The organism is uncultured Marinococcus sp. (assembly GCF_947493875.1).
In the GTDB taxonomy this organism is placed as follows: Bacteria; Bacillota; Bacilli; order Bacillales; family Marinococcaceae; genus Marinococcus.
The window spans coordinates 522,033-536,285 of record NZ_CANLSU010000001.1 but is presented as its reverse complement, the minus strand read 5'-3'; the positions used below and the strand labels follow the sequence as shown (position 1 = coordinate 536,285).

General features: G+C 54.0%; 12 protein-coding genes. All 12 read right to left on the bottom strand.

Annotated features, from left to right (window positions below; translation table 11 throughout):
* Positions 1-4 precede the first annotated feature (4 nt).
* The gene (locus Q0757_RS02660; protein ID WP_298784430.1) at positions 5-2,386 is read right to left on the bottom strand and encodes a DNA translocase FtsK; all 2,382 of its coding nucleotides are present in this window, start codon (positions 2,384-2,386) and stop codon (positions 5-7) included.
* Positions 2,387-2,490: 104 nt separating this feature from the next.
* Positions 2,491-4,155, bottom strand: coding sequence for a ribonuclease J (locus tag Q0757_RS02655; protein ID WP_298784427.1), 1,665 nt, complete (start codon positions 4,153-4,155; stop codon positions 2,491-2,493).
* A gap of 18 nt (positions 4,156-4,173) precedes the next feature.
* On the bottom strand, positions 4,174-4,449 hold the full coding sequence (locus tag Q0757_RS02650) for a hypothetical protein (RefSeq protein ID WP_298784425.1): 276 nt from the start codon (positions 4,447-4,449) through the stop codon (positions 4,174-4,176).
* On the bottom strand, positions 4,421-5,293 hold the full coding sequence (dapA, locus tag Q0757_RS02645; protein WP_298784423.1) for a 4-hydroxy-tetrahydrodipicolinate synthase: 873 nt from the start codon (positions 5,291-5,293) through the stop codon (positions 4,421-4,423). The genes Q0757_RS02650 and dapA overlap by 29 nt, the downstream gene beginning before the upstream one ends.
* A gap of 64 nt (positions 5,294-5,357) precedes the next feature.
* The gene (dapG, locus tag Q0757_RS02640) at positions 5,358-6,602 is read right to left on the bottom strand and encodes an aspartate kinase (protein WP_298784421.1); all 1,245 of its coding nucleotides are present in this window, start codon (positions 6,600-6,602) and stop codon (positions 5,358-5,360) included.
* Positions 6,603-6,622: 20 nt separating this feature from the next.
* Positions 6,623-7,669, bottom strand: coding sequence for an aspartate-semialdehyde dehydrogenase (asd, locus tag Q0757_RS02635; protein ID WP_298784419.1), 1,047 nt, complete (start codon positions 7,667-7,669; stop codon positions 6,623-6,625).
* Between the two features lie 98 nt (positions 7,670-7,767).
* Positions 7,768-9,045, bottom strand: coding sequence for a pitrilysin family protein (locus Q0757_RS02630; protein WP_298784417.1), 1,278 nt, complete (start codon positions 9,043-9,045; stop codon positions 7,768-7,770).
* An 85-nt stretch (positions 9,046-9,130) separates the two neighbouring features.
* Positions 9,131-11,233 (bottom strand): polyribonucleotide nucleotidyltransferase, encoded by a 2,103-nt coding sequence (locus tag Q0757_RS02625; protein ID WP_298784415.1) that lies wholly within the window; start codon positions 11,231-11,233, stop codon positions 9,131-9,133.
* Between the two features lie 258 nt (positions 11,234-11,491).
* Entirely contained in the window at positions 11,492-11,761 is a 270-nt protein-coding gene (gene rpsO, locus Q0757_RS02620; RefSeq protein ID WP_298784413.1) for a 30S ribosomal protein S15, read from the bottom strand.
* Between the two features lie 136 nt (positions 11,762-11,897).
* Complete coding sequence (locus Q0757_RS02615) at positions 11,898-12,854, bottom strand: bifunctional riboflavin kinase/FAD synthetase (RefSeq protein WP_298784411.1); 957 nt, start codon at positions 12,852-12,854, stop codon at positions 11,898-11,900.
* A gap of 35 nt (positions 12,855-12,889) precedes the next feature.
* Entirely contained in the window at positions 12,890-13,792 is a 903-nt protein-coding gene (truB, locus tag Q0757_RS02610) for a tRNA pseudouridine(55) synthase TruB (RefSeq protein WP_366139508.1), read from the bottom strand.
* A 101-nt stretch (positions 13,793-13,893) separates the two neighbouring features.
* Positions 13,894-14,244 carry a 30S ribosome-binding factor RbfA gene (gene rbfA, locus Q0757_RS02605; RefSeq protein WP_022792811.1) on the bottom strand — a complete coding sequence of 117 codons (351 nt, stop codon included), beginning with the start codon at positions 14,242-14,244 and terminating at the stop codon, positions 13,894-13,896.
* Between the last annotated feature and the right edge of the window lie 9 nt (positions 14,245-14,253).

Sequence of the window (14,253 nt, the reverse complement as noted above, 5' to 3'; positions counted from 1 at the left end):
CTCCTCAACTATGGTGCGTATCTTCCTTTTCTCCGGCCGGTTCGCTGTTTGCTCCCCGGGTGTCACCGAGCACTTCGCGCGGCTTACTGCCGCCGTAAGGACCGACAATGCCGCGGTCCTCCATTTCATCGATCAGGCGTGCTGCCCGCGTATAGCCGATGCGGAACCGGCGCTGCAGCATCGATACCGATGCGCTCTGCATCTGCAGAATCATATCCACCGCTTCGTCAAACAGCTCGTCGCTCGGCCGTTCGGCCTGCGCCGGCTGCTCGTCGGGAATCATTTCCTCCTGGTACTTGGCTTTCTGCTGGGCTACAACAGCCTCCACCACCTGTTCCACTTCATGGTCGGACACAAACGCCCCCTGCACACGGGTGGACTTGTTGGAGCCGATCGGGGAAAACAGCATATCGCCTTTTCCGACCAGCTTTTCCGCTCCGCCGCTGTCAAGAATCGTCCGGGAGTCCGTCTGGCTCGATACCCCGAACGCAATCCGCGACGGAATGTTCGCTTTGATGACCCCGGTAATGACGTCCACGGACGGACGCTGGGTCGCAATGATCATATGAATGCCGGCCGCACGTGCCATCTGGGCTAGACGCGTAATCGCATCCTCCACCTCACTCGAGGCCACCATCATCAGGTCGGCGAGCTCGTCGACAATGACGACAATGTACGGAAGCTCGGGCTGCTTGGCCCCGCCTTTATCGTTCTGCTTCCGGATCCATTCGTTGTAGCCTTCCAGGTTTCTCGTGCCGGTGTGCGAAAACAGATCGTAGCGGCGTTCCATTTCGGCCACCACCTTTTTCAGGGCCTGGGCCGCCTTCTTCGGTTCAGTAACGACCGGAGCCATCAGATGGGGGATACCGTTATATACGTTCAGCTCCACCATTTTCGGGTCAATCATCAGCAGCTTCACTTCATGCGGACGCGCTCGCATCAAAATACTCGTAATGATGCCGTTGATGCAGACACTTTTTCCGCTTCCCGTCGCCCCGGCGACAAGCAGGTGGGGCATTTTATGCAGGGAGGCAAGAATCGGTTCGCCGGAAATGTCCCGGCCGAGCGCGACATCAAGCACATGGTCGTCTTTTTTCTCAAGCGACTCGAGCACCTCCCGGAGCGTTACCATCGCCACCTCCTGGTTCGGCACTTCAATGCCGACGGCGGATTTGCCCGGAATTGGCGCCTCAATCCGGATATCCCGGGCGGCGAGCGCGAGCGCAATATCATCGGAGAGGTTCACGATTTTGCTGACCTTCACCCCGACAGCCGGCTGGATTTCGTATTTAGTTACCGCAGGCCCTAAATGCACCTCCGAAACGTTTGCTTTCACCCCGAAGCTCTGCAGCGTTTCCTCAAGCTTTTTGGCGTTAGCTGAAATCTGCGAACGCTCCTGCTGCTGGTTCTGATTTTTTGGTGCTGAGAGCATCGTAAGTGCGGGCAGCTGATAATTTTTGTTTTCCGTTTCCCCCTCGGTGACGCTCAGCATATCCGGGCGCTCCACGTCGGGCCCGGATTCAGCCGGAGTCTCCACTGCTTCTGGTGCAGATGCTTCTTTTTTGCGTGCAGGCTCCTCCGGCTTCGGCGTTTCTTTGGCCGCCGGCGGCTCCTGGTACGCCTGCTCGGTAAACGAGAAGATTTTCGGCTTTTCTGCGCCTTCCTTCGTTTTTTCCGCAGGCGTCTCCGGCGCTTCCTTCTGCTTTGGCGCGGCCTTGGCGGGCGCTTCTTTTTCCCGGGCTTCCTTTTGCTTCATCCGCTCCGCGCGGCGCTGCCTGCCTTTTTCGACCGCCTGCGCTGCTCCCTGTTTGGAGGTCTTGGCCACCCAGGCTCCGCCTGTCTGCATTGTATGTTGAAAAGACCACTGCATAAGTAAAAACAGTCCCGCGATCATAAGAAGCACGGACACAATGTACGCCCCGGCTGTCCCGATCAGAAAATGAACAGCATCGTAGACGAGTGCGCCGATCGATCCGCCTCCAGTAGAGGCTGCTCCGGAGCGGTCAAGCCAGCCGTCACGCCCGAACGTTTCCATAAAAACAGAAATCGCCGGATCATTGATGCCTGAAGCCCAGCGCACCTCTGTAAAGAGAAGCACTCCAAGGAAAAGAAGGGCGCCCCCTGTCCACCGCAGCGGAAACTGCTTCACAATGCTGCGGTTGATCATCCAGACGATGGAAAAAGCAAGTATAAGTAAGTTTAACATCCACCAGAGGTCCCCGGTGAGCCACTGGGACCCGGAGCGAAGCAGCTGCCCGGCCCACCCCCAGCCGCCGAGCGATATGAGGGCAAGCAGCGCAGCCGCAAGCGCCGGCCATGAAAACGCCGGCTGCCTGTTTCTGTTCGACGAGGTTCGTTTTTTCTTCCGCTTCGCCGTTTTTGCCATGGTTTGGCTCCTTTCTCCCGAAAAAAACTCTATTCAATAAAACACCCCCTGCCCGCCAAACTGGCTAATGCAGGGGTGTGTCATGGCAAGCTTTTCGCGTGCTTTTAAATTTCCATAATAATCGGCAGAATCATCGGGCGCCGTTTGGTTTTTTCAAACAGAAAGCGGCTCATGGAGTCCCGGATGCTGCTTTTTAGCGTCGACCATTCGCTCACATTTTCACTGATCGATTTCTCCAGCGTTTCGGATACTTTTTTATGCGCTTTTTCCATCAGCTCTTCGGATTCGCGCACGTAAACGAAGCCGCGGGAAATAATATCCGGACCGCTGACGATGGTGCCGGACTTTTTGCTGAGCGTCACCACGACCACGAGGATTCCGTCTTCGGAAAGCAGGCGGCGGTCGCGAAGGACAATATTACCCACATCGCCGATGCCAAGGCCGTCAATTAAGACGTTGCCGGCCGGTACCTTGCCGGTTTTTACGGCTTTGCCCTTGCTGAATTCCACAACCTCTCCTTTATCAAGCAGAAAGACGTTGTTTGGATCCATGCCGGTTTCTTCCGCAAGCTCCCCGTGTACAAACTGCATCCGGTACTCGCCGTGCACTGGAATAAAGTACTGCGGCTTCACCAGGTTCAGCATCATTTTGAGCTCTTCCTGACGGGCGTGGCCGGAGGAGTGCACGTTTTCCCCCATAACGACCTCTGCTCCGATCTGGTAGAGAAAGTCGATCGTCTGCGATACTGTTTTTTCATTTCCGGCTACCGGGTTGGCAGCAATAATAACCATATCGCCTTCTTCAATGGTTAAATTGTCGTCTTCGCCCTTTGCCATATTCATCAGCGCAGAGACTGGCTCGCCCTGGCTGCCCGTGCATAAAATAGCCACTTTCTTCGGATCCATATCCTCGACCTGATCGGTCGTAATGAAGATATCGTCTTCGGCATCCAGGTACCCGAGCCGGCGCGAAATTTCAATCGTTTTTTCCATTGCCTGGCCATTCACGGCAATCCTGCGGCCGCTCTCTTCTGCTGCATGGATCACCTGCTGAATGCGGTGGATATTTGTCGCAAAGGTGGTAATCACAATGCGCCCTTCAGTTTCAAGAAAGATATCCATGATGCCGTTGCCGGCAATCGCTTCTGACGGACTTACGCCCGGCACTTCCGCATTAATGCTGTCGGAAAGCAGGCAGAGCACACCCTTTTTACCGATTTCGGTCAATTTATCAAGACTCGTATACTGCCCGTCGACCGGCGTCTGGTCAAATTTAAAGTCGCCGGTGTGTACAATAATGCCCTCCGGCGTCTGGACGACCATGCCGACCGAATCCGGAATGCTGTGGTTGGTCCGGAAAAAGCTTGTCTTCAGCTGACCGGTCTGGATCACACTGTTGTCGTGCACCACCCGGAAATCCGGTTTCTTGCGGAGTCCTTTTTCTTTTACGTACGACTCCACGATGCCAAGCGTGAGCTTGGTGCCGTAGATCGGCACGTGCACCTGGCGGAGAATATAGGTTAATGCTCCGATATGGTCTTCGTGTCCGTGGGTCAAAAAGATCCCGCGGAGCTTTTCCTTGTTCTGGGTTAAGTATGAAATATCCGGAATAACGATATCAATTCCGAGCATGTCATCTTCTGGAAACATTAGTCCTGCGTCTATAACAATCATGTCCTGTTCCGATTCTATAACGTACATATTTTTTCCGATTTCCCCGATACCGCCAAGGGAAAAAACACGAACGTTACCATTCGCTTGTGTGGCCAAAGTATATTTCCTCCTAATTTAAAAATGAATTATTGCTGACGTCGATTTACGGCCCCAAAAAGAAACATTTTTCCCTTTGAGTGAATGGTTTCCGCACAAATCACTTATACTCAGTATAACCCAGGCGGTTTTTGAAATACAAGAGAAACTATTGAGACCAGGCATTTTGCGCGGCCTCGCACCGGCAATTTCTTTTTTCTGGATTGTATGTATATAAAACGGGACACCGTCAGCGGGGCTGGCGGTGTCCTGATGAAAATAATCCTTAGGAAGCAGCGGTAAACCACTGCTCAAGCTGGCGGATTTCGGCATCCGTCAGCGGCACGAGCGGGAGCCGGGTATAGCGGCCGGTAATGCCCATCTGTTCAAGCATCGCCTTTACCGGAGACGGGTTCGGAGCCATAAAGCAGGCCCGCATCTTCGGCAGAAGCGCCCGGTGCGCTTCTGCCGCCCGCTGCACGCGTCCGGAAAAGAAATCCGTCATCATCTGCTGCAGATCCTCCCCGGCAATGTGCGCCGCCACAGAGACCACGCCGTCGCCGCCAACCGAAAGCGTCGGGAGCGTCAGCGAATCATCGCCGCTGAACAGCTGGAAATCCTTCGGCGCAGAAGACAGAAAGTGCGAGATCTGATCAAGGTTTCCGCACGCCTCTTTCACCGAGGTAATATTGGAAACCTCCGCAAGCCTAAGCAGCGTTTCCGGCAGCAGGTTAACGATGCAGCGCCCCGGAATATTATAAATCATCAGGGGCAGCGTCGTGGCTGCGGCAATCCGCTGAAAATGCTGATACATGCCTTCCTGGTTCGGCTTGTTGTAGTACGGTGTTACTGCCATTAAGCCGTCAATCCCGATCTTTGTCGCTTCGTTCGCCAGGTCGGCGGAGTACGCCGTGTTGTTCGTACCGACGCCGCCGATCACATCCATCCGGCTGCCGGCAATGTCTTTTACCCGGCGGAACAGCTGAAGCTTCTCTTCACTGCTGAGTGTCGGGGATTCTCCGGTGGTGCCGGCTACAACGACACCGTCGCTTTTTGTCGCAATCAAATGCTCCGTCAGCTGCTCGACTTGCTCCCAGTGAATGTCGCCATTTTCATGAAAAGGTGTAACCATTGCTGTAAGTAACTGTCCAAAAGCCATAGGTCGGCTCCTTTCTCTCATCTGCAGGGAATCGGTGCGAATCGTGATGAGCCTCTGCAGCTTACTAGGAAACAGATGGGGGACGTACACCGGCACGTCCGAGATCAAATACGCGGTGAAGGGCGGAGACAGCTTTGTCTGTATCCTGTTCACGCACAAGTGCCCAGATGGTCGTATGCGAATCCGCCGATTGTAAAATCGGCACCCCGGCTTCTGACAGCGCGGTAACAATTTTAGAAGCAACACCCGGCACACCGGTCATACCGGCGCCAACAACGCTGACTTTGGCGCAGTGAGGCACCGCCGAAATGCTCCAGCCGTCTTCTTCAAGGGCATCGACCGCTATTTTTGCATGCGGGTCCGGGACGGTGAACACGGCGCTTTCAAGCCCGATGTTAATAAAGTCCACACTCAATCCGAGATTTTCCATCCGCTGAAACACGCGGGCATGCATATCCCCGGCCTGCTTTGCATCCGCCAAGACGCTGATCTGAGTAAGCGACGGAATGTGGGCAATGCCGGTAATCAGGCGTTCAGCCACCTCCCGGCCCGGAGCCCCTCCGAGCATGGACGTAATCAGCGTGCCTGGCTCTTTGGTCGACGTCGACCGGATACGGATCGGCACTTTGCCCTGCATCGCAATTTCAACCGCCCGGGGGTGGATAACCTTCGCCCCCTGGTACGCCATATTGCAGATTTCCTGATAGGTGACGGTGGAAAGCAGCCTCGCGTCTTCCACCACGCGGGGATCTGCCGTCATCATGCCTTCGACGTCGGTGAAAATATCCACCCACTCCGCCTTCAGGGCCGTGCCGAGCGCAGTTGCCGACGTGTCGCTGCCGCCGCGCCCGAGCGTTGTAATCATCCCGTCCTCGCTGACGCCCTGAAAACCTGTAACGACAACAGCGTCGTGGGTGGCAAGCAGTTCTTCCACTTTTTCCGTGCGCATATCAATGATTTTGGCGTTGCCGTGATTGCTGTCGGTAATAAACCCGGCCTGTGCTCCGTTTAAGGCAGCCGCCTTCAGCTGCTTCGAGCGCAGAAGCTCCGTAAACACCACAGCGGATATGGTTTCGCCGCACGATACCAACAGGTCGCGTTCGGCTCCGCCCTCTCCCGGAGCGCTTTCATCAATGAGGCTGAGAAGGGTGTCGGTGGCGTAGGGGTCCCCGCTCCGGCCCATGGCGGAAACGACGACCACCACCTTATAGCCCTCACGCACCGCGTCTTCGATATGGCCGGCGGCCTGCTCACGCAGTTCCTTCGTTTTTACAGACGTGCCGCCAAATTTTTGAACGATTATATTCATCGGTTTGGCTCCCTCACAGGTTATTTGATCAGATTAAGGCGGATCAGGCTTTCGGCAATCTGTACCGAGTTATATGCAGCACCTTTTAGAAGATTATCCGATACGACCCAGAAATGATACGCATTTTCGCGGTCAAGATCGCGGCGGATACGGCCGACAAATACATCCGGCAGGCCGACGCTGTTAACAGCCATCGGATACACCTGGTCGGACGGGTCGTCCTGAAGAGTGATGCCGTCGCCATCGGACAGCGTCTGCTGCAGCTCTTTGACATCGGGATTGCCGGTCTCTGTTTCAATATACACTGACTCCGAATGGCCGGTGGCAACCGGGAGACGCACGCACGTTGCCGCTACCGGGAGATCGTCCATATGGAGAATTTTTTTCGTTTCATTGATCATTTTCATTTCTTCGAACGTATAGCCGTTATCCTGGAATTTATCGATCTGCGGGATTGCATTGAAGGCGATCTGGTAGTGCTTTTTGTCGCCGCTGACCGGCATAAGATTAGCTTCTGCTTCTTCACCGTTCAGTACTGCCGTCGACTGGGTGTTCATTTCATCCACCGCTTCAAGTCCGGCACCAGATACTGCCTGATACGTGGAAACAATTACTTTTTTCAGTCCGTATTTCTGCCGGATCGGCTCGAGGGCCACCGCCATCTGAATTGTCGAGCAGTTCGGATTGGCGATAATGCCGTTGTGTTTGTGCAGATCCTCTTCATTTACTTCCGGCACAACAAGCGGGGTGTCGGGATCCATGCGGTAGGCGCTTGTATTGTCCACGACAATCGCCCCCCGTTTAACCGCTTCCGGAGCCAGCGCTTTGGATATGGAGCCCCCGGCGGAAAACAAGGCAATCTGAACACCTTCAAACGATTCCGGCTTTGCTTCCTCCAGCGTGTATTCCTGGCCCTTGAACGTCATTTTTTTACCGGCGGAGCGGCTTGAAGATAATAATTTCAGCTCTCCGACGGGAAAGTTTTTATCTTCCAGGGTTTTCAGCATCTGCTGGCCGACGGCGCCGGTTGCGCCGACGACCGCTACTTTATATGTTTCGTTGGACATGTTTATTCTCCCTTTCTGGTTCATCCATTTCACATTTATTAAAACAAACTTTGCTTTATTTTACCACACTTGTCAGCGCTGAAAAGGACAATTCTGGCTTATTCTTCAATGCTCACGCTGAAATTGGAGCTGTTTTTCTTTAATAGCTCCGGCACATGGCCGTTTGGCTGGATGAGCGATGCACTCGGCGGCGTCTGCATCATCACAAGCCCCCGTTCCACGACTTGGTCGAGCTGTACACTGCCAAGCCTGTCCAGGGTTTCATCAATGCCGGGGTGCCGGCCGAACAGCATTTCGTTTCTTGCGTTCCGGGCCATGCGGGCCGCTGACGATTCCAGCCCGAGCACAAAAGCTGATTTCAGCTGCGACCGGTGGTTGTCAATCTCCACTTCTTTGATATTTCCAGCGGATAAACGTTCAAACAGCCCATCGATGGTCTCAAGCAGCTCCCCGACCCGCTCCGGGGCTGCCGCACTGTAAATCGTATGAAAGCCAGTACATTCAAAGGCTTCAAACGAAGAAAAGATGGAATACGCCAGGCCCCGGTCCTCCCGGACTTCCTGAAACAGGCGGCTGCTCATGGAACCGCCGAGCAGGTTGTTCCAGAGCACTTCCGCAAAGTAATGGTCATGAAAACGCGAAACGCCCGGGAAACCAAGACACAGATGAGCCTGTTCGGTTTCCCTGTGCTTCACTTCTCTTCCCGGAACGAACACGGCCCGCTCCTCCCGGTTTTCCGCCCGGCGCCCGTGCCCCCAGCCGGCAAATAAACGTTCAAGGCAGGCAAGCAGCTCTTCGCTCACATGACCGGCAGCCGAAATAACAATTCGCTCCGGCGTATAATGGTCATGAAAAAAATCGAGCAGACGCTCCCGGGTTATTTCACGCAGCACCTCCCTCGTGCCGAGAATCGGCCGGGCCAGCGGATGGGTGCCGTAGGACGCCTGCCAGAGCATATCGTGAATGATGTCATCCGGGGTGTCCTCCACCATGCTAATTTCCTCCAGAATCACATTCCGTTCTTTTTCCACATCCTCGGGATCAAAGCGGGAATGAAAGAACATATCGGCAAACACTTCGGCTGTCTGCTCCGCATGTTCATCAAGCACGGTTGCCTGAAGGCAGGTGGTATCCTTCGCCGTAAAAGCTTCCATTTCCCCGCCGATACGGTCAAAATAGCCGGCAATGTCTGCCGCGCTCCGTTGGGAGGTGCCTTTAAACAGCATATGTTCAATAAAATGAGCCATTCCATTTTCCTCTGCCCGCTCCTGCCTCGACCCTGCGTCTATCCACAGGCCGAGCGAGACCGAGCGCACGTGCGGAATCTGCTCTGAGACCAGCCTTACCCCGTTTGAAAGATACTTTGTTTCCGCCATCTGCCTGGACCTCCTTCTTTTATTCTCTCTAAATTTATAAAAAAAAGGACCTGGAAATCCAAGTCCCTGCTGATCTATAGCTGGATTACTGAGAAGAGGTGTCGGAGCTTTCTTTTGCAAGCAACGCTTTTCTCGATAGGTTAATCCGTCCCTGATTGTCTATTTCTGTTACTTTAACCATGACTTCGTCCCCGATGGAGACCACATCTTCCACTTTGTTTACGCGCTCGTGGTTCAGCTGGGAAATATGGACGAGGCCTTCTTTTCCTTTAAACAGCTCCACGAAGGCGCCAAATTTCTCGACACGTTTGACCTTTCCTAAATACGTCTCGCCCGGCTCTACTTCACGAATTAAATCTTCAATGATTTTTTTCGCTTCCTCGTTCTTCTCCTGCTCGGTCGAGGAAATAAAGACAGTGCCGTCCTGCTCGATATCAATTTTCACGCCGGTATCCTCGATGATCTGATTGATCGTTTTCCCGCTCGGGCCGATTACATCACGGATTTTATCCGGCTTGATATGCATGGACATGATTTTCGGAGCGTACGGGGAAAGCTCGCCGCGTGTCTCGCTGATCGTAGCGAGCATGTTTTCGAGTACCTTCATGCGTGCCACCTTTGCCCGTTTGAGAGCAAATTCGAGCACTTCGCGGTCAATACCCGCCAGCTTAATGTCCATTTGCAGTGCCGTTACGCCGTCTGCCGTTCCGGCTACTTTAAAGTCCATGTCGCCAAGGGCGTCTTCCATGCCCTGAATGTCGGTTAACACAGCCAGGTCATCGCCTTCTTTTACAAGCCCCATCGCAATACCGGCCACCGGTGACTTGATCGGCACACCGGCGTCCATCATGGCAAGCGTGCTCGCGCAGATGCTTGCCTGGGAGGTGGAGCCGTTGGATTCAAGCACTTCAGATACCAGGCGGATCGTATACGGGAACTCCTCTTCGGATGGAACGACCTTTTCCAGGGCGCGTTCGCCGAGAGCGCCGTGCCCGATTTCGCGCCGGCCCGGTCCGCGGATCGGACCGGTTTCCCCGACACTGAAGTTCGGGAAGTTATAGTGATGCAAAAACCGCTTCGACGTTTCGGTGCCGAGGCCGTCGATGATCTGAACTTCTCCGAGAGCGCCGAGCGTGCAGATGCTTAGCGCCTGCGTCTGGCCGCGGGTAAACAAACCGGAGCCGTGCGTGCGCGGCAGAATGTCCACCTCGGATGTCAGCTGGCGGATGTCGTCCGGACCGCGTCCGTCCGGACGGATATGCTCCTCGGTGATCAGGCGGCGGAACTCTGCTTTGACAAGTTTTTCAAAGATGTCCTTTACCTCGCTATGCTGCTCTTCTTCTTCATATGGCTCGGAGATCTGCGTTTTCAGCTCCTGAATAGCCACGTCGCGCTCTTTTTTATCGTTGACCATTACCGCTTCTTTTACGGAGTCCTGGAACTCGCTTCTGATCGTTTCCTCGAGGTCTTTGTCCGTCTGGGACAGCTGTACTTCCATTTTCTCCCGGCCAAGCTCACTGATAATACCTTCTTGGAATTCCACCAGGCGCTTGATTTCTTCGTGGCCGAACATAATGCCTTCAAGCATTGTTTCCTCCGGCACTTCGTCCGCTCCGGCCTCCACCATGTTTATGGCGTTTTTCGTGCCGGCAACCGTCAGTTCAATGTCGCTTCTCGCCGCTTCGGATTCCGACGGATTGACGACAAACTCGCCGTCGACCCGTCCAATAACGGCACCTGAAACCGGGCCGTAAAACGGAATATCCGACAGGGAGAGAGCAAGCGAGGAGCCGACCATGGCCGCAATTTCCGGAGAAGCGGACTGGTCCACGCTCATCACCATGTTGATTACCTGCACATCGTTACGGAAGCCGTCCGGGAAAAGCGGGCGGATCGGCCGGTCAATCAGACGACTCGTTAAAACCGCCGTTTCGCTCGGGCGTCCTTCGCGCTTAATAAAGCCGCCGGGAATTTTCCCTGCCGCATACAGCCGCTCTTCGTAATTTACCGTAAGCGGGAAGAACGGAAGATCCTTTGGTTCCTTTGAAGCCGTCACGGTGGAAAGTACGACGGTGTCTCCGTAGCGGATCATGACCGCTCCGTTGGCCTGTTTTGCTATGTGGCCTGTTTCGACGGTCAGCGTCTGCCCCGCCCATTCAATTGAGTAGGTTTTCTTTTCTTGTTCCAAATTTCAGGACCTCCTATACGTTTTTTCACGTATACGCCTGCCTATCCGGGTATAAATGCTCCATCCCGCCGGTACTTCCTGCTGGCTGGAAACCCTTTCGTGCGCACAAGCTTAGCGCGGAAGTCCCGCTGCTTACGCGCTAAGCTTGTGAGATGTGCGTAAGGGGTCAATTCATACCGCACAGCCGCATACGTTATGCACATAATTGTTTTTAGGTAAGAGAAAAAGCGGGAGATACCTCCCGCTTCCCAGTACTTCTTAACGGCGCAAGCCGAGTTTATTAATGATGTCGCGGTAACGCGTGATATCCTGATTACGAACGTACGTTAACAGGTTACGGCGCTTACCAACCATTTTCAAAAGCCCGCGGCGGGAATGGTGGTCCTTTTTATGCTCACGCAGGTGTCCGTTCAACGAAACGATCTGCTCCGTTAAAATAGCGATCTGTACTTCCGGGGAACCGGTGTCGCCTTCATGTGTTTTGTACTCTTCGATCAACTCTGATTTACGCTCTGGTGTTAAAGCCATTCAGTCGACCTCCTTTTGTTATTTTGTTTCAACTATTTCCTCGCAAGCCGCAGGAGGCGCGTGCAAGCCAAGAAGTAGTTTCCATACATCAACCATCTTACCTTTTGAACAGGAAAAACGCAAGGAAAAACAGGTTTTAATCCCTGATTTCCTGCTGGAGCACCTGCTCGGCGGAGCGTTTGTCCTCATGCAGCTGGGAAACAAGTGCATCGAGAGAAGGAAATTTCACTTCCCCGCGCAGTCGGTCCCGCCACTCAATCCGGACCGTTTTACCGTAAATATCTCCATTGAACTCAAACAGATGAACTTCAATTTCCGGCGGGCCGTCCCGTTCGTCGTGAAATGTCGGCTTGTAGCCAATATTGCACATCCCGCGGTACCATCGGCCATCGATCAGTGCGCGCACGGCGTACACGCCGTCGTTTGGAAGCAGGTACGGCTCTTCGGACTGGATGTTGGCCGTTGGAAAACCGATCGTCCGTCCGCGTTTCTCCCCTTCGACGACAGTACCTTCGAATGTATACCAGCGTCCGAGCAGACGGGCGGCTTTGACCATTTCCCCCTCCTCCACCATCCGGCGGATCCAGGTGGAGCTCACCTTCTCTCCGTCTTCGGTATACGGGGATACCGTGGAAAATGTAAAGGCGTCCCTTGAATGATACGGGAGCGTCTCCATCGTACCGCGCCCGAATTTCCCGTACGAAAAATCAAATCCGGCCACCGCGTGCTTTACGCCGAGATCAATGATATAAGCATCCACAAAAGCCTGAGGGTCGAGGGACGCAAAATCCTGGTCAAACCGCACAATGTACAGCTTTTCCACTCCGAGCGATTCGAGAATACGCTGTTTTTCCTCCAGCGGGGTCAAATAGAACATATCCTCTTCCGTCTGCTTTGAGAGTACCACCTTCGGGTGCGGATGGAAGGTCATAACAGCGAGCGGCAGCCCCCTGTCTTCTGCTGTCTGCCGGGCCTTTTCAATCACTTCGGCGTGGCCGCGATGCACCCCGTCGAAGTACCCCAGCGCCATCACTTTCGGTTCTGAGAGCGAGGCCGTTAACGTATGTGGATGTACAAGATGATGAACTTCCATTATTTTCACCTGCCGATATTCTTTCATTCACGCTATCAAAGAAGCATTGTTTTTGGTTTGAAAATGCCGGGCTTATCCGGATGCGCCGTATATACGGCCAGCGGCTTTCCGCTCTCTGCCTTTACTGCCATCGTCTGCTCCCGGAACCATTCTGCCGGCAGCACGCGCCCGTGACTGATCTGCTCTGCTGTTTTCTCCGACACTGTGATGGCCGGAAGGTGAGCCACGGCCCAGTCTACCGGGTACGCGGCGTCTGCGAGACTGTCTTTGGCAAACAGGGCTTCGAGCTCCTTCCACGTGGAGCTGTGCTCCGGCCCAAACCCGCCGGACGCCGTCCGGACGAGCTGCTGCAGGTGCGCCGGATAACCGAGCTTTTCCCCGGCGTCGACAGCCAGGGTGCGCACGTAGGTTCCTTTGCTGCAGCTCACATGCACCTTAAAGGAAAATTCTCCGTCCTGCGGAGCCACGTCCATCTCAAGCAGCCGGAAATCATAAATACGGGCTTCCCGCACAGGACGCTCGACCTCTATGCCTTCCCGGGCATATTCGTACAGCTTGCGCCCCCGTACTTTGACGGCTGAATACATGGGCGGCACCTGGGTTACCGTTCCGGTCAGCGCTTCAAGCGCTGCTTCGATGCTGTGCCTTGCCGGAGCCTTTTTTACCTGAAGGGTCGCCACCGTTTCCCCGTCAGCGTCTTCAGTCGTGGTCGTTTTCCCAAGAGTGATGATTCCTTCATACGCTTTTGGGGCTTCGTGCAGGTAATCCACCGCCTTGGTGGCTTTTCCGACACAAAGCGGGAGCACACCGGTCACTGACGGATCAAGCGTACCGGAATGACCGATTTTTTTTGTTTTGAGCAGCCGGCGTGCACGCACTACACAATCATGGGACGTAACCCCTGCTTCTTTCCACAAAGGAATGATTCCATCAATCATAGGGCTGTTTCGCTCACTTCCGTTTCAGAATTCAATGTACATAGGAAAAGCTGTTTCAAAGTCAGCAACAGCTTTTCCAACTTTAAAACAGCTTCCTTCTTCTACTTCTCCCGCTCATTTAAATCGCGCAGAAGCGATTCAATGCGGTTGCCGTATTCGATCGATTCATCGAAGGAAAAGAAGATTTCCGGTGTTTTGCGAAGCTGGATTCGTTTTCCGATTTCACTGCGGATGAATCCCCGGGCTTTTTCGAGGCCCTGAAACGCTTCCTCTTTGTCTTTTTCTTCTCCGAGAACCGTTATGAAAATCGTTGCCTGCTGCAGATCTCCGGTCACCTCTACGTCGGTTACCGTTACAAACTGCACCCGCGGATCTTTGATTCCGCGCGCAAAAATATCCGATACTTCTTTTTTAATCTGCTCTCCTACACGCTGAGCACGTATATTAGCCATCACTGTTCC

Coding starts and splice junctions, on each gene's coding strand:
- Q0757_RS02660 (WP_298784430.1), bottom strand. CDS start 2,386: ATGGCAAAAACGGCGAAGCGGAAGAAAAAACGAACCTCGTCGAACAGA.
- dapA (WP_298784423.1), bottom strand. CDS start 5,293: ATGGCTTTTGGACAGTTACTTACAGCAATGGTTACACCTTTTCATGAA.
- dapG (WP_298784421.1), bottom strand. CDS start 6,602: ATGAATATAATCGTTCAAAAATTTGGCGGCACGTCTGTAAAAACGAAG.
- asd (WP_298784419.1), bottom strand. CDS start 7,669: ATGTCCAACGAAACATATAAAGTAGCGGTCGTCGGCGCAACCGGCGCC.
- Q0757_RS02630 (WP_298784417.1), bottom strand. CDS start 9,045: ATGGCGGAAACAAAGTATCTTTCAAACGGGGTAAGGCTGGTCTCAGAG.
- rpsO (WP_298784413.1), bottom strand. CDS start 11,761: ATGGCTTTAACACCAGAGCGTAAATCAGAGTTGATCGAAGAGTACAAA.
- Q0757_RS02615 (WP_298784411.1), bottom strand. CDS start 12,854: ATGGAAGTTCATCATCTTGTACATCCACATACGTTAACGGCCTCGCTC.
- truB (WP_366139508.1), bottom strand. CDS start 13,792: ATGATTGATGGAATCATTCCTTTGTGGAAAGAAGCAGGGGTTACGTCC.
- rbfA (WP_022792811.1), bottom strand. CDS start 14,244: ATGGCTAATATACGTGCTCAGCGTGTAGGAGAGCAGATTAAAAAAGAA.